The organism is Candidatus Pantoea deserta (genome assembly GCF_003813865.1).
GTDB lineage: Bacteria > Pseudomonadota > Gammaproteobacteria > Enterobacterales > Enterobacteriaceae > Pantoea > Pantoea deserta.
Genome location: NZ_RMVG01000004.1, coordinates 210,259 through 230,890 on the forward strand (window position 1 = coordinate 210,259; position 20,632 = coordinate 230,890).

Sequence of the window (20,632 nt, forward strand, 5' to 3'; positions counted from 1 at the left end):
TAAAATACTTCACAACGTTGGGTTAAGCCCTTATTCTCTCCTGACTCTTGTTTAGTAAATTAAACGCAATGACACCATTAACCCCTCCGGATTATCAGTGCGACGTTTTAATTATCGGCAGCGGCGCGGCAGGTTTGTCGCTGGCGCTGCGGCTGGCGGCGCATTATGACGTGCTGGTGCTGAGCAAGGCGCACATCAGCGAAGGGTCGACGCTTTACGCGCAGGGCGGCATTGCCGCCGTGTTCGACGAAGCCGACAGCATTGAATCGCACGTAGAGGATACGCTGATCGCGGGCGCAGGCCTGTGCGATGCTGAGGCCGTCTCCTTTGTAGCCAGCAACGCGCGCCACTGCGTGCAGTGGCTGATCGACAATGGCGTGGACTTCGATCGCGACGCGCAGGCAACGGGCAATCAGCCCTACCATCTTACGCGCGAAGGCGGCCACAGCCACCGGCGCATTCTTCACAGCGCCGACGCCACCGGACGCGCCGTCGAGACCACGCTGGTCAGCCAGGCGCTAAGCCATCCTCGCATTCGTATTTTTGAACGCGCCAACGCCGTCGATCTTATCCTGTCCGACAGGCTGGGGCTTTCAGGTCCACGCCGTGCCGTGGGCGCGTGGATCTGGAATCGCAACCGCGAACGGGTTGAAACCTGTCGCGCACGCGCGGTGGTGCTGGCGACGGGCGGCGCGGCGAAAGTTTACCAGTACACCACCAACCCTGACGTGGCGTCCGGCGACGGTATCGCCATGGCCTGGCGCGCCGGCTGCCGCGTCGCCAATCTGGAATTTAACCAGTTTCACCCGACATCGCTGTTTCATCCCGACGCGCGCAGCTTTCTGCTGACGGAGGCGCTGCGCGGCGAAGGCGCCTGGCTGCTGCGGCCGGACGGCACCCGATTTATGCCGGAGTTTGATCAGCGCGCCGAACTTGCTCCGCGCGACATCGTGGCTCGCGCGATTGACCACGAAATGAAGCGGCTCGGCGTTGATTGCCTTTATCTGGATATTAGTCATCAGCCGCCCGACTTCGTGCGCGCGCACTTCCCCGGCATTTATGAAAAGCTGATGACCTTCGGTCTCGACCTGACCCGCGACCGCATTCCAATCGTGCCGGCGGCGCACTACACCTGCGGCGGCGTCATGGTGGATGCGCACGGGCGCACCGACGTCGCCGGACTCTATGCGATTGGCGAAGTGAGCTATACCGGGCTGCACGGCGCTAACCGCATGGCGTCCAACTCGTTGCTGGAGTGCCTGGTTTATGGCTGGTCGGCGGCGGAAGACCTGCTGCGGACGCTACCGCAAACGGTCGCCGTCGCTCAGCTCCCGGCCTGGGATGAGAGCCGCGTAGATGATGCGGACGAGCGTGTGGTTATCCAGCATAACTGGCACGAGCTGCGGCTGTTTATGTGGGACTATGTCGGGATTGTTCGTACCACGCGCAGGCTGGAGCGCGCCCTGCGGCGCATTAACCTGTTACAGCAAGAGATTAGCGAGTACTACGCCAATTTCCGTCTCTCCAGCGATCTGCTGGAGCTGCGCAATCTGACCCAGGTGGCGGAATTGATGGTGCGCTGCGCGCTGATGCGCAAAGAGAGTCGCGGGCTGCATTTTACCCGCGATTATCCTGACCTGCTGCCTGAAGCGAAGCCCTCGATTTTGACCCCTTCTCACATAAAGAGGTAAAAGTCGCGCGTCAGGCTGCACCAGGCTTCTGAGTAGCGGGTGTCCTGATTGCGTATCGCCATGCGCTCCAGCAGGGTTTCGCCCGCGCTGGGCGAGAAGCCGAGCAGTACGCGATGTGGCGGACGATGGGCATATTCCGCCACATCGATGCGAAAGCGCAGATGCCAGCCCTCTTTCTGCGCCAGCGCCGCCATTTCCTGCCCTACCGCTTCCGGCAGTACCACGCAGAAAAACCCCTCTTCCTCGATCAGGCGCGCCGCACAGCGGAGCAGGCCAGGGTGATCCAGCGTCGAGGTCGATCGGGCGATGTCCCGCTCCGGCGTGCCGCAGGCGACATCAGGCGGGTAATAAGGCGGATTGCTGACAATAAGCGAATAACGCTGTTCGCAGCGGTCGGTAAACGCCACAATATCCTCTGCATGCACGTCGATACGCGTCGACCAGGGCGACTGCGACACGTTCTCCTGCGCCTGCGCCGCCGCCACGGCATCCAGTTCTACCGCGTCGATCGGCACCGTATCGGGCGTGCGCTGCGCCAGCATCAGCGCAATCAGCGCGCTGCCGCTGCCAATATCCAGGATGCGACGCGCATTGGCGATCGGCGCCCAGGCGCCCAGCAAAATGCCGTCGGTGCCTACTTTCATGGCGCAGCGATCGTGGGCAACGAAAAATTGTTTGAAGGTAAAACCGTTTCTTTTTAATACTGGCCGCCCGTGCGGCTTTTCCTGCGTCATACTCAGCAACCGTTACTTTTTTCCTGCCGTACAGCAGCGCATCAGTGTAACGTGACAGCGTCAGGAATACACGCAGCGGGCTTGCCGGCCAGGATAAAGAGATGAAGATTGCGTTTGATCTGTCTATAATCAGCGCCCCAAACTGAGGTAGACCATGACCGTAACCACATTTTCCGAACTCGAACTCGACGAAAGCCTGCTGGAAGCCCTGCAGGACAAAGGCTTTACGCGCCCGACAGCTATTCAGGCTGAGGCGATCCCGCCAGCGCTGGAGGGCCGCGACGTTCTGGGTTCGGCACCTACCGGAACCGGGAAAACCGCCGCCTATCTGCTGCCGGTATTGCAGCATCTGATCGATTTCCCGCGCAAAAAATCAGGCCCGCCGCGCATCCTGATCCTGACGCCCACGCGCGAACTGGCGATGCAGGTTGCCGATCAGGCGCGCGAGCTGGCAAAGCACACCCATCTGGACATCGCCACCATTACCGGCGGCGTGGCCTATATGAACCACGCAGAGGTCTTCAGCGAGAACCAGGATGTGGTGGTCGCCACCACCGGGCGTCTGCTTCAGTATATTAAAGAAGAGAATTTCGACTGCCGCGCCGTCGAGACGCTGATCCTTGATGAAGCCGATCGCATGCTGGACCTGGGCTTTGCGCAGGATATTGAAACCATTGCAGGCGAAACCCGCTGGCGTAAGCAAACCATGCTGTTCTCCGCCACCCTGGAAGGAGAGGCGATTAAAGATTTTGCCGAGCGTTTGCTGAATGACCCGGTGGAAGTCGAAGCCGATCCGAGCCGTCGCGAGCGTAAAAAGATCCAGCAGTGGTACTACCGCGCTGACGATCTGGAGCACAAGACCAAACTGCTTATCCATCTGCTGAAGCAGCCGGACGTTACGCGCTCGATTGTTTTCGTGCGCAAGCGTGAGCGTCTGCACGAGCTGGTGAACTGGCTGCACGACGCCGGGATCCGCTGCTGCTATCTGGAAGGCGAGATGGTGCAGGCCAAGCGTACCGAGGCGATCAAGCGCATCACCGATGGCCGCGTCAACGTGCTGGTGGCAACCGACGTCGCCGCGCGCGGTATCGACATCGAGGATGTCAGCCACGTGATTAACTACGATATGCCGCGCACCGCTGATACCTATCTGCATCGTATCGGTCGTACGGCACGCGCCGGCCGTAAAGGCACCGCCCTGTCGCTGGTGGAAGCGCATGACCATCTGCTGTTGGGTAAAATCAGTCGCTATCTGAACGAGCCGCTGAAGCCGCGCACCATTGACGAACTGCGTCCGGTTACGCGCGCGCCGAGCGCCAAAACCACCGGAAAACCGTCGAAAAAGGTACTGGCGAAGCGTAAAGAGAAAAAAGAGAGCGAAGCGGAAAAACCACGCGTGAAGAAACGCCATCGCGATACGAAAAACATCGGCAAACGCCGTAAGCCGGCCGCAGCCGCGCCAGCCGGAAACGATGCGGAATAATTCATCGTCGCTATAAAAAAATCGCCTCAAATGAGGCGATTTTTTATTAATAAGCTTTGTAAAAGGGAGACTGTTGGGGCGAAACGGCTGTCACGGCCGAAGTGTGCGCATAACCTCTAAAGCAGCCTGCCCGAAACAGGTTAAATAAAACCGTATATCAGCAACATAGGCTTAGCTGCTTCACGGGTGTTTTTTCTACACCTTCTACCTTTATCGGTTACAGGCTTTCGGTGAAAGTACGGGTGATGACGTCACGCTGTTGTTCCGGCGTCAGCGCATTGAAGCGCACCGCATAGCCAGACACGCGAATGGTCAGCTGCGGATATTTTTCCGGATGCTTAACCGCATCCTCCAGCGTTTCACGACGCAGCACGTTAACGTTAAGGTGCTGACCGCCCTCTACGCGAACCTGCGGCTTAATCTCCATCGGCACTTCGCGCCAGGCAAATTCCCCCAGCTCACTCACCGCGACGACCTGATCTTCTTCATAGCCTGCTTTCGCGCACAGGCAGCGAGCTTCGGCTTTCTCATCATCCAGCAGCCAGAAAGAGTTCATCAGGCCGGGGTTATTGGTTTGGGTAATTTGGATGCCAGTGATCATAATTCAGTTCTCCAGAACATAGCGCCAACCGCGTCAGCGCGGTGAGTAAATTGACTTAGCACCCTGATATAGCACCGGCATTCAGCAGAAGTTTTGACCTTAATCAATTTATCTGGCCCAGCGATTCGCTGCTAATTTCAATTAATTGATTCAGATAAATTTTCCCCTGAAAAAAATTTGTATTTTTTCAACTATTTTTTACCTTCAACCCGATGCGCTGAGCAGTTAAGCTAACGCCATCGACATCAAGGGAGCTAATCATGACGGATAAACTGACGTGGCATGACGTACTGGCCGAAGAGAAAGAAAAACCCTATTTCAAGGAAACGCTCAGGTTAGTGGCAGAGGAGCGTGCGGCTGGCGTGACGGTTTATCCGCCGCAAAAAGATGTGTTTAACGCTTTTCGCCTGACGGAGCTGGGCGACGTTAAGGTGGTTATCCTTGGGCAGGACCCTTACCACGGTCCGAATCAGGCGCACGGCCTGGCCTTCTCTGTGCTGCCCGGCGTGCCGGTGCCGCCGTCATTGCAGAACATGTATAAAGAGCTGGAGCAGGAATACCCCGACTTTACGCGTCCGCAGCACGGCTTTCTGGAAAGCTGGGCGAAACAGGGCGTGATGCTGCTCAATACGGTGCTGACCGTGGAAGCGGGCAAAGCGCACTCTCACGCGCGTTTCGGCTGGGAAACCTTTACCGACAACGTTATCGCCGCGATCAATCAGCATCGGGAAGGCGTGGTGTTTTTGCTCTGGGGATCGCACGCGCAGAAAAAAGGCAGCATTATCGACCGTCAGCGGCATCATGTCTTGCAGGCTCCGCACCCCTCGCCGCTGTCGGCGCATCGCGGATTCTTCGGCTGCGGGCATTTCGCTCAGGCGAATGAGCTGCTGGTTCAGGCGGGCGAGACGCCCATCGACTGGATGCCGCAGCTGCCCTGACGCAGGGCGCAAATAAAAACGGCCGCGTCACTGCGCGGCCGTCTGATCTTCTCGTACTACTTAGCTTTTGGCTTTTGCCACCGCCACCATGGCCGGACGCAGCAGGCGGCCATTCAGGGTGTAGCCGCGCTGCATCACCATCATCACATGGTTCGGCGCAACCTCATCAGACTCCATCATCGACATCGCCTGATGGATTTCCGGGTTGAACGGCACGTTGGTGTCGCCTACAACCTCAACGCCAAACTTGCGCACGGCGCCCAGCAGCGATTTCAGCGTCAGCTCAATGCCTTCAATCATTGACGCCAGCTCTGGGTTTTCTTTGTCGGCAACTTCCAGCGCGCGCTCCAGGCTATCAATCACCGGCAGCAGCTCATTGGCAAATTTTTCCAGCGCGAATTTGTGCGCTTTTTCGATGTCCATTTCGGTGCGGCGACGAATATTTTCGATTTCCGCCTGCGCGCGCAGCTGGGCATCGCGCACGCCAGTCTGAGACTGCGCCAGTTCAGCTTCCAGTTGGGCAATACGCTCATCACGCGGATCCACCTCAACTGCCGTCTCCGCTTCCTGAGGTTGTTGCTGATCCTGTTGAATTTCGTCTGAGACTTGCTCGTTCGGGGTGTTCTGTTCTTTACTACTCATGAATTTCTCCGCGTTTTGCACATTCATCTCGCCAGTCCGCTTATTATGGGGATCGGTTTGACGGTTTCAAGGGAACCCATCACATTGCCTTGCCGTTTTGGCTTATGAGGAAAGACCCACCAAATGAACAAACACTTTAACTGCATTGGTATTGTAGGCCATCCGCGTCACCCTACCGCTCTCACCACGCATGAGATGCTGTGGCGCTGGCTGACGTCCAGAGGTTATCAAGTGATTATCGAGAAGCAGATCGCGCAGGAGCTGAAGCTGCATGACGCGCAGACCGGCACGCTGGCGGAGATTGGGCAGCAGGCGGATCTTGCGGTCGTGGTCGGCGGCGATGGCAATATGCTCGGCGCGGCGCGCGTGCTGGCGCGCTATGACATCAAAGTGATCGGCATCAACCGCGGCAATCTGGGCTTTCTGACCGATCTCGATCCGGACAATGCCCAGCAGCAGCTGGATGAGGTGTTGCAGGGAAATTATTTTGTCGAGAGCCGCTTTCTGCTGGAAGCGCGCGTCTGTAAAGACGAATGCTCGCCGCGTCTCGGCCTGGCGATTAATGAGGTGGTCCTCCATCCCGGCAAAGTGGCGCATATGATCGAGTTCGAAGTCTATATCGACGAGGTGTTTGCCTTCTCGCAGCGTTCTGACGGGCTGATTATCTCGACGCCGACCGGCTCAACGGCCTATTCGCTCTCCGCAGGCGGGCCGATTTTGACGCCTTCGCTGGACGCCATTGCGCTGGTGCCGATGTTTCCCCATACCCTGTCGGCGCGTCCGCTGGTAATCAACAGCAGCAGTACCATCCGCCTGCGCTTCTCCTCGCGCCGCAGCGACCTGGAGATCAGCTGCGATAGCCAGATCGCCCTGCCGATTCAGGAAGGCGAAGATGTTCTGATTCGCCGCAGCGAAAACCATCTGAACCTGATTCACCCTAAAAATTACAGCTATTTCAATACGCTGAGTTCTAAGCTGGGTTGGTCGAAAAAGTTGTTTTAATTTCAACGCGCCCTCTTTACTGGATAAAAAACCAGTTTATACTGTATGAAAAACCATATCTGTTTTTCCATACAGGTGATTCTATGCTGGCACAGTTAACCATCAGTAACTTCGCTATCGTTCGTGAACTTGACATCGATTTCCAACGCGGTATGACGGCGATTACCGGTGAAACCGGCGCGGGTAAGTCTATTGCTATCGACGCGCTCGGACTGTGTCTTGGCGGCCGCGCCGAAGCAGATATGGTGCGTCAGGGCGCGTCCCGCGCCGATCTTTGCGCCCGTTTCAATCTGAAGTTTTCTCCTTCCGCGCAGCGCTGGCTTGAAGAGAACCAGCTTGACGATGGCAACGAGTGTCTGCTGCGCCGCGTCATCAGCGCTGATGGCCGCTCGCGCGGCTTTATCAACGGCACGGCGGTTCCGCTGTCTCAGCTGCGCGACCTGGGTCAGCTCCTGATCCAGATTCACGGGCAGCATGCGCATCAGCTGTTGCTTAAAGCCGATCATCAGAAGCACCTGCTTGACGCCTATGCCGGTCATGACGATCTGTTGCAGCAGATGCGTCGCGATTATCAGGCATGGCATCAGAGCTGCCGCAATCTCGCCCAGCATCAGCAGCTGTCGCAGGAGCGAGAAGCGCGCCGCGAACTGCTGCAATATCAGCTTAAAGAGCTTAACGATTTCGCGCCGCAGGCGAACGAGTACGAGCAGATCGATGAAGAGTATAAGCGTCTGGCTAACAGCGGACAGCTGCTCTCCACCAGCCAGCAGGCGCTGCATCTTCTCGCCGACGGCGATGACAGCAACCTCAACAGCCAGCTCTATACCGCGCGTCAGATGCTTACGGAGATCGTGACGCTGGACGACAAGCTGAGCGGCGTTCTGAACATGCTGGAAGAGGCGGCCATCCAGCTGAGCGAAGCGAGCGACGAGCTGCGCCACTACGTTGACCGACTCGATCTCGACCCCAACCGCCTGTACGAGCTTGAGCAGCGTCTTTCCCGCTATATCGCGCTGGCGCGCAAGCATCACGTTGCGCCAGAGGGACTCGCAGAGCTGCACCAGCAGCTGCTGGCGGAGGCGGAGCTGCTGTCGCAGCAAGAGAGCGATCAGGAGAGCCTTCAGGCGCTGGTAACGGAACACTATCAGTCGGCGCTGCGCAGCGCCGAGCGGCTGCATCAGCAGCGCCAGCAGTATGGCGCGGAGCTTGAGCAGCTGATTACCCACAGCATGCATCAGCTTTCAATGCCGCACGGCCGCTTTACGATTGCGCTGACCTTCAACGCCGATCAGCTGACCGCTGAAGGCGCCAGCCGCATCGACTTCCAGGTGACCACTAACCCAGGCCAGCCGTTGCAGCCGCTGGGCAAAGTCGCTTCCGGCGGCGAGCTGTCACGTATTGCGCTGGCGATTCAGGTGATTACCGCGAAGAAAATGGAGACGCCCGCCATGATTTTCGACGAAGTGGATGTGGGCATCAGCGGTCCGACCGCCGCTGTGGTAGGCCGCTTGCTGCGTCAGCTGGGCGAATCGACTCAGGTTATGTGCGTAACGCACCTGCCGCAGGTTGCCGGCTGCGGCCATCAGCACTTCTTTGTCAGCAAAGAGACCGATGGCGCGATGACGGAAACCCATATGCAGGCGCTGGACAAGCGCGCGCGCTTGCAAGAACTGGCGCGCCTGCTCGGCGGCAGCGAAGTCACGCGTAATACCCTGGCTAACGCCAAAGAACTTTTAGCGGCCTAATGCCGCACTTTTTTCCTGCTGCGTGGTCATATGCTTGCTCTGTCGATGTAGAGGTTCCCAATAGCGAAAAGGTCTATTATCATCGGCAACTTATGTCGCCTGAATAATAAAGCCTGCCGCAGGCAGAGTTCAGAATTTGATGGCAAAAAAACAGCCTGCAAAAGGCGTTTGGCCCCAGAAAAGGAATGTAGAGATGCGCTGTAAAACGCTGACTGCCGCGGCAGTGGTAATGTTGATGATGACCGCCGGATGCTCCACCCTTGAGCGCGTGGTTTACCGTCCAGATATCAACCAGGGCAACTATCTGGTTGCCAATGATGTAGCGAAAATCCACAACGGCATGACGCAGCAGCAGGTCGCTTATACGCTCGGTACGCCGATGATGCGCGATCCCTTTGGCAGTAACGTCTGGTATTACGTGTTTCGCCAGGAGCCAGGCCATGAGAATGTGAAGCAGCAGACGCTGACCCTGACCTTCGACAGTAACGGCATCCTGACTAATATCGACAACAAGCCGAATCTGACTGCCTCGAATAACTAATTCGACCGTCAACAAAAAAGGTGCCGCTGGCACCTTTTGTTTTTTCTGGCCTGACGGCTATTTTTTGCCGCTGGCGGAGCGTTCGGCGCGCTGGCGACGCAGCTCTTTGGGGTCGGCAATCAGGGGTCGATAAATTTCCACTCGATCGCCTTCCTGAAGCGTATCGCTCAGCTTCACCGTGCGGCTGAATATGCCGACCTTGTTACGGCTGAGGTCGATATCGCGACGTAGTTCAAGCAGGCCCGACGCGACGATCGCCTGCTCGACGGTGCTGCCCTCTTCCAGCCTGACTACGCGCTGATACTGCTTTTCCGGCAGCGCATAAACCACTTCAACTGAAATCTCAGGCACTGTAAACCTCTTTGGCACGCTGGGTAAACGCCTGCACCATGCTGTTGGCCAGCTCTTTGAAGACGCGGCCAAACGCCATTTCCACCAGCATATTGGTGAACTCAAAATCGAGGCTCAGCTCAACCTTGCAGGCGTCATCGCCCAGCGAAATAAACTGCCATCCGCCGGTAAGCTTGCGGAACGGACCGTCTACCAGCTGCATATGAATGCGTTGATTGTCGGTAAGGGTATTACGCGTGATAAATGTCTTACTGATGCCCGCTTTTGAGACGTCTACAGAGGCGGTCATCTGATTTTCAGACGATTCCAGCACGCGACTGCCGGTACAGCCCGGCAAAAATTGTGGATAGGCATCCACATCGTTGACCAGTTGGTACATTTGCTCAGCGCTGAAGGGCACCAGCGCCGAACGACTAATCTGAGCCATAATGGTTCCTGTTCATCATAAAACCGCTGAATTGTAGCATTTCCAGCGATCAAACAAAAATTCCCCGCATTGAGAGGTGTGCTAGAATATCCCGTTTCCCGGTGCCCCGCTGGACAAGGGGTGCGATGGCCGCCTAAGTGATGTAAAATACGCCGCACTATGACAAAGAAAAAAGTACATAAACCCGGTTCTGCCACTATTGCCCTTAACAAACGCGCCCGTCATGAATACTTCATTGAAGAAGAGTTCGAAGCGGGATTGTCGCTACAAGGATGGGAAGTCAAATCACTCCGCGCGGGTAAAGCCAACATCAGCGACAGCTATATTTTGCTGCGCGATGGCGAAGCTTATCTGTTCGGCTCAACCTTCCAGCCGCTGGCGGTAGCCTCAACGCACGTGGTCTGCGATCCGACGCGTAACCGCAAGCTGTTGCTGAACCAGCGCGAACTCGATTCGCTTTATGGCCGCGTCAACCGAGAAGGCTACACCGTTGTGGCGCTGTCGCTTTACTGGAAAAACGCCTGGTGCAAACTGAAGATTGGCGTGGCGCGCGGTAAGAAAGAGCATGACAAGCGAGATGACATCAAAGAGCGCGAGTGGAAGCTCGATAAAGCGCGCATCATGAAAAATCGCAACCGCTAATCGCTGGATAGTTTTAAAGATTTTTGCTAGAGTAGTTAGTTCCTGGGGCTGATTCTGGATTCGACGGGATTTGCGAAACCCAAGGTGCATGCCGAGGTGCGGTAGGCCTCGCTAAAAAACCGCAAAAAAATAGTCGCAAACGACGAAAACTACGCACTAGCAGCTTAATAACCTGCTTAGAGCCCTCTCTCCCTAGCCTCCGCTCTTAGGACGGGGATCAAGAGAGGTCAAACCCAAAAGAGATCGCGTGGATGCCTTGCCTGGGGTTGAAGCGTTAAATCTAATCAGGATAGTCTGTCAGTGGCGTGTCTGTCCGCAGCTGCCAGGCGAATGTAAAGACTGACTAAGCATGTAGTACTGAGGATGTAGGAATTTCGGACGCGGGTTCAACTCCCGCCAGCTCCACCAAAATTCTTCAAGGGTGATTACCAGAGTCATCTGTAGAAGTCCTGAAAGCCCGCACGGTGAAAGCCTTGCGGGCTTTTTTGTGCCTGTGACCTTCCGCTTCCGTAACGGCGTGTATGACACCACGACAGGCACCTTCAGCCCACACCGCCGCGAGCACTGGCTGCGCACCGTCAACAGTGTGGACTACACCGCTCCACGTCCGGGTGAAAACCTCGCAGACCACGCCCCGGCATTCTGGCGCTGGTTAACGCGGGCTGCCGGACACAATCACGACAAGCAGGAGCGCATCCTCGCGGCGTTATTTATGGTGCTGGCAAACCGCTACGACTGGCAGATGTTTCTTGAGGTCACCGGCCCGGCGGTAGCGGTAAAAGCGTGATGGCCTCAATAGCCACTCTGCTGGCCTGAAAAGACAATACCACGTCAGCCACTATCGACACGCTGGAATCCTCACGCGAGCGGGCCAGCGTGGTGGGCTTCTCACTAATTATTCTCCCTGACCAGGAGAAATGGAGCGGCGACGGCGCGGGCATCAAGGCGATTACCGGCGGCGATGCCGTGGCAATCGATCCGAAATACCGTGACGCCTATTCAACGCACATCCCGGCGGTGATTCTGGCGGTGAATAACAATCCTATGCGTTTCAGCGATCGCAGCGGCGGCGTATCACGTCGCCGGGTAATCCTGACGTTCCCGGAAGTGATACCGGCAAAAGAGCGTGACCCGCAGTTGCTGGACAAAATCAGCACCGAGCTGGCCGTGATTGTTCGACATCTGATGCAGCGCTTCGTGTCGCCAGATGAAGCCCGCGAGCTGTTGCAGGCGCAGCAATCATCTGGCGAGGCGCTGGAGATTAAACGCCAGGCTGATCCGCTGGTCGATTTCTGCGCCTACCTGATGCCGATAAGCACCGCGACCGGGCTGTTTATGGGTAACGCCAATATCCGCCCGCTGAACCCGAAGCGCTACCTCTATCACGCCTACCTGTCCTTTATGGAGTCACGCGGCCATCAGCACCCGCTTAGCCTGACGGCTTTCGGGCAGGCTGTCCCGCAGACGCTGAAGGAGTATGAACGAGTGCTGCTCAAACGCAGAACAAATAACGGCGTCCAGACCAATCTCACGCTACATGAAGATAGTGAAGCAGATTGGCTGCCAGCATGTATTGCCTAATAATGACGTTTCACATAAACCGGCTTAGGCTGGTTTTTAATGCCTGATGGAATCACTAATCTTACTAAATGTCAGCAAGGGCATGAGTTGGAAAATGCACGTTAACTTTTAGTTCGATTATCGGGCGAGCACTCACCTTAATGACTTGATAGTTATAGCATTGCTCCTTTACTGACTCTTCAATTTTTAGCAAAATCTTCTGTTACTCATAATTTATGCAACTTCATCAAATTCAGTGCTTGTCAAGCCTACTAATAAAGCGCTATAACAACATCAGTGTATATGGACTGTGCAGTTATCAAGAACTATGACCGCGGAATGCTTCTGGCTGTTTAAAACTCACAAAACTATGATTAGATAAAAACAGCATAACTTTTATTTATAACGGAAATTCATACTAATTTAATTAACAATTAAATATGAAAAATGATGAGTGAAGATAATTTCAAAGAGCTATCCCCTAACCCTCAAAAAGGTTTATATAGTTCAGCACATGTTGTTTCTGGCATTCCTATCCCCAAAACACAACGTGTACAGCTATTTAATTCAGATGAATGGGAGGAATTCACAGAAGAGTGGGCATCCTCTCTCGAAAGTTCATACCATTCTGTCAGGCGATTTTCAGGTTCGGGGGATAAAGGACTGGATGTTGCAGGATTTGTGTTATCCAACCAGTTTAGTGACGGGTGGGATAACTACCAATGTAAATTTTATGACCATCCATTAACCCCCTCCGATGTTTGGGTTGAGTTAGGTAAAGTCATTTATTATACATATCGCGGCGATTACACAACGCCTAGAAAATATTACTTTGTTGCACCAAAGCAAGTTGGCACCAAGTTAGGAAACTTACTTTCAAATGCCGTTAAATTAAAAGAAGAGCTCCAAAATAATTGGGTTAAATATTGTGAGGATGGAATCACCTCCACATCAAAAATCAAACTTGAAGATGGCCTACTTAAGCATTTAGATAGCTTTGATTTCACAATTTTCGACTCGATTTCACTTGTCAAAATGATTGAACAACATGCTTCAACCAATTTCCATGTAGTAAGATTTGGCGGTGGTTTAGGGGTCCGTCCTGAACCTGTAATTCCACTTGAAGATACTGTTTCGTTGAATCATAGATACATCAGGCAACTCTTACACGTTTATGCAAAATCAAAAGGATTAGACACTCAATGTGTAGATTTAAAATTAATAAATAATGATGATGACTTGCTGATGAATTTTAGAAGGCAGCGCGAGCGCTTTTATCATGCAGAATCCTTGCGTAACTTTTCTCGTGACACGCTCCCTTCGGGGGTTTTTGAAAATCTTCAAAATGACATTTTCGACGGAGTCGTGGACTCTTATGAAGCTTCACATAAATGCGAGATGAGTCGTTTAAGAGTTATAATGGCTCAAGCCGCTGTAATTACCATCGATGCAAACCCACTTTCAAGCGTCACACGACCAAGAGATAAGCAAGGAATTTGTCATCAGCTCGTAAATGATAGTCGCTTGAATTGGAGTGAAAGTGATGAGTGAGCAACTTCAACCTGGAGTGACTATATTTAATAGCGCCCTAGAGGCTGGCGTTCGTTCCTTAGTTATTCTGACCGCTAACTTTCCTGCCACTTTGGATTTACAGCGACTGGTAGATTCGGACTATTTAGTTGTTCATTCTGGAGACGTTAATGGCCCAGAAAGTATTCATCCTCCCGTCCCACTTAGACAAGGTGAACTTCTTATAAGACGTAAAATTATTGAGTCAGGTCTCACATTGATGTTGAGTAGAGGTCTTATAAACAGAATAGTTTCCTCTGAAGGAATTACTTATCAAGCCAGTGATTACGCGAAACCATTCGTCGATTCATTAACTACACCTTATATTCACCTATTAGTTGAAAGAGCACGCTGGGCAGTTGAAACCTTTGGTAATATGGACTCAAAAGAATTTCAAAATCTTATTAGCAGTTTTTTTGATAAATGGACTACGCAGTTCCACGGCTTAGGAAAAAAATAAAAAAATGAATAAAACACTTAAAATAACCAATGTTTGTTTTTTGGGTGCTGGTATCAAGCCTTCCATCATAGAGTTTAAAAAAAATTTAAACGTTATTTGTGGCGCATCCGATACGGGAAAGTCTTTTCTCATCGAAGTTATTGACTTTCTTCTCGGAGGGAGTGACTTGAGAGATATTCCGGAGCTTCATGGATATGAAAAAGCCCGAATAACCATCGATTCTTCCGAAAAAGGAACCTGGACATTTGAGCGTAGTATAGCAGGAGGGAATTACAAAATATTCCAAGGGGATATTCAAATTTCGACAAACGTTCAGCCAAACGGCATGCTCAAAATGAAACATGCAGCAGGTCGAGAGGATAATATATCTGGTTGGCTTCTTGGCGCTTTAGGTTTGCTCAGTCAAAATATCCGAAAAAATGCGCAGGGAGATTGCCGCTCTCTTAGTTTTCGTGATATAGCTCGATTAGTCATTGTTGATGAAAGAGAGATTATTCGCCAAAATTCACCTTATTTAACAGGCCAATATATTTCCAAAACAGCTGAAAAGTCTACGTTGAAATTATTATTAACCGGATTAGACGATAGCTCCATCGTGCCATTTGAAGTTAGCTCACAAGAAGAAAAAAATGACCAAGCAAAAGCAGAACTGATTGAGCAGTGGATAAGTGATTTAAACGATGAAATTTTAGAAAATGGTTATGAACGTGAAGAGCTCAACCAACAGATTGATAAACTTAACTCATCTATTACTTTAACTAGAGAGAAAATTGATCTAGCTCTACTGAAATTCAAAGAAATGACGAACAGTAGGCGTGTCATCGTTCAAAAGCGCGAAGAAATAAAAGATAGAATTGCTGATATTGATAGCATGCTTGGTCGCTTTGATTTATTAAGGCAACAATATTTATCAGATTTGAATCGTTTGATGGCTATAGAGGAGTCAGGATCACTTTTTGTGCATTATGAACGGTTATCCTGCCCTCAATGTGGCGCGCCACCACACGCCCAACACAGTGTCGAAACTTGTAATGAACATGTTGAATTGATAGTCATTGCAGCGTTGGCAGAAATGGAAAAGATAAAAATCCTCGCCAGTGATCTTGATTCTACAATCACGGCTTTAAAAAATGAATATTCGAATAATTTAGATAAGCTTAATGACGTCGATGAGCAATTTACTCTCATTGATAATGAGATAAGAAATGCAAGTGCGCCTGAGATTGCTAATGTACAATCAGATTACGCTCTTTTTGTTGATGCACGTAGTAAAGCCTTATCTTACCTTTCTTTGTTTACACGATTGGACAAGCTTCTATCCCAAAAGGAAAATTTATTCGGAATTGAAGGTGCTTCTGATACTGACAATAAGAAAATTTTGACAAATCTACCTATTAAAATCCTGCACGAATTTTCAAAAACGGTTGAAAAAATACTTGAAGCTTGGGATTTTCCTGATACAGGTGATGTCTATTTTGACGAAGTTACAATGGATTTTGTTATTAATGGTAAACTTCGTGGTAACAGAGGTAAAGGCCTCCGTGCAATAACACACGCTGCTGTTACTTTAGGATTACTTGAATTTTGTAAGGAACGCTCACTTCCTCATCCAGGTTTTGTAGTCATTGACTCGCCATTGCTTGCATATTATGAACCAGAAGGAGAAAGTGACAGCTTGAAAGGTTCGGCACTTAAGAAAAACTTCTATAAATACTTGCTCGAAGAGCACTCCGACAGCCAGATCATTATTATTGAAAACGAGCACCCACCAGAACTATTCGAGGATCAGCTTGGGCTAACTGTATTCACCAAAAATCCTCGACATGGACGCTTTGGTCTATTTCATCCTAAGTAAGCCTTAAACCACTGAGCTTAAATTAGCTACTGATAACTAGTTATTTCGCAATAATTAGTTATCAATGCTATACACCAAAATACTTATAAAATATTGATCCGTTACATTTGGAATATTAGCACTATTTAAGCAATATGTTAGAGTTCTGACTATCATTTACGCACATTGTAAAATATCTTCTACTTTCAACATACTGCTGAATATTCCATTATACAAAGCTTGATAACGCCACATTATGTATACCATCTTCGGCCATTTTTTATCATTTCGGCTAAGGTGATCACTTTAGTACACATCCCTTGCCTTACCCTTCATCATCTAACTCAATGAATTTAAAACATAAAAACCAAAAGTGAACAGTGTGAACACTTTTACTTAAAATCATTTTATTTTGGATTTAGCTCCGGGCATTCGTTATCCTTGCCAAGCCGTTACGGAGTGTGAGATCCAATAATTGGTACACGTTTAGGTACACGGTACAAAGTTGAATTAGATAAAACCACTTAAATACATCATTTTGCGATATTTATTCAGATTCCGCAAGCCCACCAAAATTCTTCAAGGGTGATTACCAGAGTCATCTGTAGAAGTCCTGAAAGCCCGCACGGTGAAAGCCCTGCGGGCTTTTTTGTGCCTGTAAACTTCCGACACGAGCCCCCTGAATCCAGTGTTAACTGGTACACGTTTAGGTACACGCTGTAATGTGGGCCAATAACGTGTATCAGTTATGGACGGAAACCAGGCATGGCGCGGATTACCCGCCCCCTCATCAATAACGAAATCCTCAAAGCTAAGCCTCTAGTAAAAGACTTCACGCTGCACGATGGCGACGGCCTTTTCCTGCTCATCAAATCGTCGGGTAAGAAGCTATGGTGTTTCCGTTACCAGCGGCCAGCAAGTAGCAGCGGTACAAATCTCAGTCTTGGCTCCTACCCTGCCCTAACGCTCGCTGCTGCACGTCAGATGCGTGACCAATATCTGTCGCTGCTTGCTAAGGGGCTCGTTCCACAGAAGCAGCTAAACGCTAAAAAGCAGCGAGTCGCCCCGCTGCCTGTTGATTACCGCATCACCACCGTCAGCAATATCAGCGCAATCGCCATCGCGGCTATACCGATAAAGGCCTGGTCGAGTTTTCTTCTTTTCACTGCCGCCTCCTCAGAACCACCGCCCAAACCGGCGGATATAGAGCGTCTTCATCCCCTGCGCAAGCAGGCAGTAGCCGAACAGCGTCGCCGCCAGCCAGGGAAAGTAGGCGAGCGGCAGCGGCACCAGCCCCACCGTTGCGCCGAGAGGCGAAAAGGGAATGGCGATACCCAGCGCCATAATGGCGAAGGTGGTCAGCATCACCGGCAGCGCCGCGTGGCTCTGGATAAAGGGAATCTTCTGGGTGCGCAGCATATGGACCACCAGGGTTTGCGACAGCAGCCCTTCAACAAACCAGCCGGACTGGAACAGCGACTGCGCGCCCGCATGATTTGCGCCAAAGACAAACCACATCAGCGCAAAGGTGGTGATGTCGAACAGTGACGAGGTAGGTCCCATCCACAGCATAAAGCGGCGGATATTGCTGGCGTCCCACTTACGCGGCTTGCGCAGAAACTCCGGATCCATCCTGTCCCAGGGCAGCGCCAGCTGGGAGAGGTCATACATCAGGTTCTGCAACAGCAGGTGAATCGACAGCATGGGCAAAAACGGAATAAAAGCGCTGGCGATCAGCACGGAAAACACGTTGCCGTAGTTAGAGCTGGCGGTCATGTTCAGGTACTTGATGATATTGCCGAAGGTTTCGCGCCCTTTCCGCACGCCCGCTTCCAGCACGCGCAGATCCTTCTGCAGCAGGATAATGTCAGAGGACTCGCGGGCGATGTCCGCCGCGCTGTCCACGGAAATCCCTACGTCAGCCGCGCGCAGCGCGGACGCGTCGTTGATGCCGTCGCCCAGAAAACCCACCGTATGACCGTTTTGCTGGAGCAGCCCCACCAGGCGCGCTTTCTGCGGCGGCGTCAGTTTGGCAAACAGGCTGCTGCGCTCAGCGGCCGCCGCCAGCTCGCTGTCGCTCATCGCCTCAATCTCGTCGCCTGTGAGTATGGCGCTGGCGTCCAGCCCGACGTCATGACAGATACGCGCGGCGATCATGGGGTTATCGCCGGTCAGCACTTTAACCGTCACGCCGTCAGCGCGCAGCGCCTGAATAGCCTCGGCTGCGCTCGCTTTCGGCGGATCGAGGAAGGTCAGAATCCCCTCCAGCGTCAGCTCGCGCTCGTCCGCCTGGGTAAGCGGCAGCGCCATCTCGCCCACGCGCGTCGCTACCAGCAGCACGCGGAACCCCTGCTGGTTGTAGCTTTCGGTCAGCGCCTGTAAAGCTGCGCGTCGTTCAGCGCACAGCGGCAACGCTTCGCCGTTAACGCGGATGGAGGTGGAGACCGCCAGCATCTCTTCCACCGCGCCTTTGCACACCAGCAGCGAATGATTCTGCTGTAGATCATCGACCCAGACTGAGGCCCGACGACGCGTAAAATCAAACGGCAGAAAATCGCCCTGATGATAGCGACTCTGCTGCGCCGCGGCGATCTGCCCTGCGCCAGCCTGGAGCACGGCACGATCCATCAGGTTTTTCGTGCCGCTCTGGCTGCTGCTGTTCAGCCAGGCGAGCAGCAGCACGCCCGCGTCCTGCTGGCCGACGCAGTTCAGCGCCTGCGACAGCCGAATCTCATCCTGCGTCAGCGTGCCGGTTTTATCGGTGCAAAGCACATCCATCGCGCCGAGGTTCTGAATCGCGTTCAGGCGCTTAACGATAACCTTGCGCTGCGCCAGCGCCATTGCGCCTTTCGCCAGGTTGGAGCTAACGATCATCGGCAGCATTTCCGGCGTCAGCCCCACGGCAACCGCCAGGGCGAACAGCGTCGCGTCGATCCAGTCGCCTTTGCTGAAGCCGTTAATCAGCAGCACCACCGGCACCATAACCAGCATAAAGCGGATCAGCAGCATGCTGACGCTGTTCACGCCGCGATCGAACGCGTTCTGCGCGCGGCTGCCGATCAGCGATTTCGCCAGCGAACCGAAATAGGTCTGACTGCCGGTCGCCACCACCACCGCGCGCGCGGTGCCGCTGGACACGGTCGTGCCCATCAGGCAGATATTGCTGCGCGCCAGCAGGCTTTTATCCTGCTGATCCGGGCGTTGCAGGTCACCCCCCTTCTCCACAATCCGCGTGGTAAAGTCGATTTTTTCCACCGGCAGGGATTCGCCGGTCAGGGCCGCCTGGCTGACGGCAAGATCGCGCGCGCTAAGCAGCCGCACGTCGGCCGGAATCAGGTCGCCCGCGGCGAGCAGAACCACATCGCCGGGCACCAGCTGGCGCATGGCAATCTGCTGCGCTGCGCCGTCGCGCATCACTGTCGCCGTAGTCTGCACCAGTGACTTCAGCGCCTGGGCGGCGCGGTTGGTACGAAACTCCTGCCAGAAGCGCAGTAAGGCGCTGAGCGTCACCATGGTGCAAATAATAGTCACGCCGGTCAGATCGCCCGCCTCACCCGCGCGCAGCGGCAGCCAGTAGTCGGTGAAAAAGCTGACCAGCGCCAGCGCCAGCAAGACGTAAATAAAGGGGTTATGAAACGCCATCAGCAGCTGCGCCAGCACGGGAGGCGCTTTCTCATGGGCGACTTCGTTAGGACCAGACCGCGCCTGACGGCGTTGCGCTTCCTGTGAGGACAGCCCGTCCCAGGTGCTGCGCAGGTGTTGCAGCGTGGCTTCTGCCGAACGGCAGGCCTGCTGTTCGATTAAAAAAGAGGTTGCGGCCTTTGCCGCAGACGGGCGTTTATTTTTCGCCAGCGTTTGGCTTTCCAGTTTTATTTCAGACATAGTGAAAACTCCCTGCAACGGGCAAAGCGATCCCGGCACGCAAAATGTTGCGTGCGTAAAAAGAAAATAATTAAAAGGGAAGCGTAAACCGACAGGCGAATAAGCGCGTCACGCAGCGGCAAGAGGTCAGGCGCAGCGCGAGCGTGCGGAAGCAGAACGCAGCCAGTCAGCTACGCGCGGCGAGGAGGAGGAAACAGAGCGTGAGTAAAAAGCAGCATAACGATCGCCTTAACGTGAAAAACAGGTATTCAGGAAGCAATCGTTATTTATCGGGATTGCCGCCCGCCGGTTGGCAAGCAGCAGAAGAGAATCAGCTTGCCAGTATCAGTAACCACATCGAATAACTGTCCAAGAAAATTCTCCCGTAAAAAAAGTTGCCGATAGTATAAGCGCGTCGGAAAAAGGTTAAAGCGTAAATCATGGCTAAATGCGCGCTGTTGAGGTTCTGTTTTCCTTTACTTAACAGCTACAGTTTTGGACGGCTTATAACCATACTGTTGCGCTTATAACTTTTCAGCATAATGTTAGCC

Annotated in this window: 17 protein-coding genes, 1 other RNA gene and 2 pseudogenes; 14 read left to right on the top strand and 6 right to left on the bottom strand. The window is 53.0% G+C overall.

Features of this window, described 5'->3' with window-relative positions; genetic code table 11:
* Positions 1–68: 68 nt before the first annotated feature.
* On the top strand, positions 69–1,691 hold the full coding sequence (gene nadB / locus BBB56_RS08515) for an L-aspartate oxidase (RefSeq protein ID WP_123800524.1): 1,623 nt from the start codon (positions 69–71) through the stop codon (positions 1,689–1,691).
* Here nadB and trmN read toward each other — a convergent pair.
* A complete protein-coding gene (gene trmN / locus BBB56_RS08520; protein WP_123800525.1) occupies positions 1,676–2,425 on the bottom strand; it encodes a tRNA(1)(Val) (adenine(37)-N(6))-methyltransferase TrmN in 750 nt (249 codons plus the stop codon). The genes nadB and trmN overlap by 16 nt on opposite strands.
* 154 nt (positions 2,426–2,579) lie before the next feature.
* On the opposite strand from trmN, the gene srmB reads away from it, so the two are divergent.
* Positions 2,580–3,908, top strand: a complete 1,329-nt coding sequence (srmB, locus tag BBB56_RS08525) for an ATP-dependent RNA helicase SrmB (RefSeq protein WP_123800526.1) — start codon at positions 2,580–2,582, stop codon at positions 3,906–3,908.
* A 217-nt stretch (positions 3,909–4,125) separates the two neighbouring features.
* On the opposite strand, the gene grcA is transcribed toward srmB, so the two are convergent.
* Positions 4,126–4,509 (bottom strand): autonomous glycyl radical cofactor GrcA, encoded by a 384-nt coding sequence (grcA, locus tag BBB56_RS08530; RefSeq protein WP_123800527.1) that lies wholly within the window; start codon positions 4,507–4,509, stop codon positions 4,126–4,128.
* 260 nt (positions 4,510–4,769) lie between these two features.
* Here grcA and ung point away from each other — a divergent pair, with 260 nt between their 5' ends.
* A complete protein-coding gene (gene ung, locus BBB56_RS08535; protein WP_123800528.1) occupies positions 4,770–5,447 on the top strand; it encodes a uracil-DNA glycosylase in 678 nt (225 codons plus the stop codon).
* Positions 5,448–5,507: 60 nt separating this feature from the next.
* Here the strand turns inward: ung and grpE are convergent, their stop codons facing one another.
* Complete coding sequence (gene grpE, locus BBB56_RS08540) at positions 5,508–6,089, bottom strand: nucleotide exchange factor GrpE (protein WP_123800529.1); 582 nt, start codon at positions 6,087–6,089, stop codon at positions 5,508–5,510.
* A gap of 123 nt (positions 6,090–6,212) precedes the next feature.
* Here grpE and nadK point away from each other — a divergent pair, with 123 nt between their 5' ends.
* From nadK to bamE, 3 genes are all read left to right on the top strand, one after another.
* Entirely contained in the window at positions 6,213–7,091 is an 879-nt protein-coding gene (gene nadK, locus BBB56_RS08545) for an NAD(+) kinase (protein ID WP_123800530.1), read from the top strand.
* Positions 7,092–7,174: 83 nt separating this feature from the next.
* Positions 7,175–8,836 carry a DNA repair protein RecN gene (gene recN, locus BBB56_RS08550; RefSeq protein WP_123800531.1) on the top strand — a complete coding sequence of 554 codons (1,662 nt, stop codon included), beginning with the start codon at positions 7,175–7,177 and terminating at the stop codon, positions 8,834–8,836.
* A gap of 193 nt (positions 8,837–9,029) precedes the next feature.
* Entirely contained in the window at positions 9,030–9,377 is a 348-nt protein-coding gene (gene bamE / locus BBB56_RS08555) for an outer membrane protein assembly factor BamE (RefSeq protein ID WP_123800532.1), read from the top strand.
* 57 nt (positions 9,378–9,434) lie between these two features.
* Here bamE and BBB56_RS08560 read toward each other — a convergent pair whose 3' ends face one another.
* Both BBB56_RS08560 and BBB56_RS08565 read right to left on the bottom strand, forming a co-directional pair.
* Positions 9,435–9,728, bottom strand: coding sequence for an RnfH family protein (locus BBB56_RS08560; protein WP_123800533.1), 294 nt, complete (start codon positions 9,726–9,728; stop codon positions 9,435–9,437).
* A complete protein-coding gene (locus tag BBB56_RS08565; protein ID WP_123800534.1) occupies positions 9,721–10,155 on the bottom strand; it encodes a type II toxin-antitoxin system RatA family toxin in 435 nt (144 codons plus the stop codon). The genes BBB56_RS08560 and BBB56_RS08565 overlap by 8 nt, the downstream gene beginning before the upstream one ends.
* 159 nt (positions 10,156–10,314) lie before the next feature.
* Between BBB56_RS08565 and smpB the strand changes: the two genes are divergently transcribed.
* The 7 genes and pseudogenes from smpB to BBB56_RS08600 form a co-directional block, all read left to right on the top strand.
* Complete coding sequence (gene smpB, locus BBB56_RS08570; RefSeq protein ID WP_033754058.1) at positions 10,315–10,797, top strand: SsrA-binding protein SmpB; 483 nt, start codon at positions 10,315–10,317, stop codon at positions 10,795–10,797.
* A 44-nt stretch (positions 10,798–10,841) separates the two neighbouring features.
* Positions 10,842–11,205, top strand: a transfer-messenger RNA (tmRNA) gene (gene ssrA, locus BBB56_RS08575).
* A gap of 97 nt (positions 11,206–11,302) precedes the next feature.
* Positions 11,303–12,378 (top strand): annotated as a pseudogene (locus BBB56_RS08580) (DNA primase family protein); the annotation flags it as partial.
* A gap of 426 nt (positions 12,379–12,804) precedes the next feature.
* On the top strand, positions 12,805–13,908 hold the full coding sequence (locus tag BBB56_RS08585) for an ABC-three component system protein (protein WP_123800535.1): 1,104 nt from the start codon (positions 12,805–12,807) through the stop codon (positions 13,906–13,908).
* Positions 13,901–14,386, top strand: a complete 486-nt coding sequence (locus BBB56_RS08590; RefSeq protein ID WP_123800536.1) for an ABC-three component system middle component 2 — start codon at positions 13,901–13,903, stop codon at positions 14,384–14,386. Before BBB56_RS08585 ends, BBB56_RS08590 begins: the two co-directional genes overlap by 8 nt.
* A 4-nt stretch (positions 14,387–14,390) precedes the next feature.
* Entirely contained in the window at positions 14,391–16,241 is a 1,851-nt protein-coding gene (locus BBB56_RS08595; protein ID WP_123800537.1) for an AAA family ATPase, read from the top strand.
* Between the two features lie 744 nt (positions 16,242–16,985).
* Positions 16,986–17,261: pseudogene (locus tag BBB56_RS08600) on the top strand (integrase arm-type DNA-binding domain-containing protein); the annotation flags it as partial.
* A 135-nt stretch (positions 17,262–17,396) separates the two neighbouring features.
* On the opposite strand, the gene mgtA reads toward BBB56_RS08600, so the two are convergent.
* Positions 17,397–20,102 carry a magnesium-translocating P-type ATPase gene (gene mgtA, locus BBB56_RS08605; RefSeq protein WP_123800538.1) on the bottom strand — a complete coding sequence of 902 codons (2,706 nt, stop codon included), beginning with the start codon at positions 20,100–20,102 and terminating at the stop codon, positions 17,397–17,399.
* Positions 20,103–20,302: 200 nt separating this feature from the next.
* Between mgtA and BBB56_RS23490 the strand changes: the two genes are divergently transcribed.
* On the top strand, positions 20,303–20,446 hold the full coding sequence (locus BBB56_RS23490) for a hypothetical protein (RefSeq protein WP_158673934.1): 144 nt from the start codon (positions 20,303–20,305) through the stop codon (positions 20,444–20,446).
* The last annotated feature ends 186 nt before the right edge of the window (positions 20,447–20,632 follow it).

Excerpts from the sequence above, each read along its gene's own strand:
- nadB (WP_123800524.1), top strand. The coding sequence starts at position 69 with ATGACACCATTAACCCCTCCGGATTATCAGTGCGACGTTTTAATTATC.
- BBB56_RS08590 (WP_123800536.1), top strand. The coding sequence starts at position 13,901 with ATGAGTGAGCAACTTCAACCTGGAGTGACTATATTTAATAGCGCCCTA.
- trmN (WP_123800525.1), bottom strand. The coding sequence starts at position 2,425 with ATGACGCAGGAAAAGCCGCACGGGCGGCCAGTATTAAAAAGAAACGGT.
- recN (WP_123800531.1), top strand. The coding sequence starts at position 7,175 with ATGCTGGCACAGTTAACCATCAGTAACTTCGCTATCGTTCGTGAACTT.
- BBB56_RS08565 (WP_123800534.1), bottom strand. The coding sequence starts at position 10,155 with ATGGCTCAGATTAGTCGTTCGGCGCTGGTGCCCTTCAGCGCTGAGCAA.
- ung (WP_123800528.1), top strand. The coding sequence starts at position 4,770 with ATGACGGATAAACTGACGTGGCATGACGTACTGGCCGAAGAGAAAGAA.
- BBB56_RS08595 (WP_123800537.1), top strand. The coding sequence starts at position 14,391 with ATGAATAAAACACTTAAAATAACCAATGTTTGTTTTTTGGGTGCTGGT.
- smpB (WP_033754058.1), top strand. The coding sequence starts at position 10,315 with ATGACAAAGAAAAAAGTACATAAACCCGGTTCTGCCACTATTGCCCTT.
- bamE (WP_123800532.1), top strand. The coding sequence starts at position 9,030 with ATGCGCTGTAAAACGCTGACTGCCGCGGCAGTGGTAATGTTGATGATG.
- BBB56_RS08585 (WP_123800535.1), top strand. The coding sequence starts at position 12,805 with ATGATGAGTGAAGATAATTTCAAAGAGCTATCCCCTAACCCTCAAAAA.
- mgtA (WP_123800538.1), bottom strand. The coding sequence starts at position 20,102 with ATGTCTGAAATAAAACTGGAAAGCCAAACGCTGGCGAAAAATAAACGC.
- grpE (WP_123800529.1), bottom strand. The coding sequence starts at position 6,089 with ATGAGTAGTAAAGAACAGAACACCCCGAACGAGCAAGTCTCAGACGAA.
- grcA (WP_123800527.1), bottom strand. The coding sequence starts at position 4,509 with ATGATCACTGGCATCCAAATTACCCAAACCAATAACCCCGGCCTGATG.
- nadK (WP_123800530.1), top strand. The coding sequence starts at position 6,213 with ATGAACAAACACTTTAACTGCATTGGTATTGTAGGCCATCCGCGTCAC.
- srmB (WP_123800526.1), top strand. The coding sequence starts at position 2,580 with ATGACCGTAACCACATTTTCCGAACTCGAACTCGACGAAAGCCTGCTG.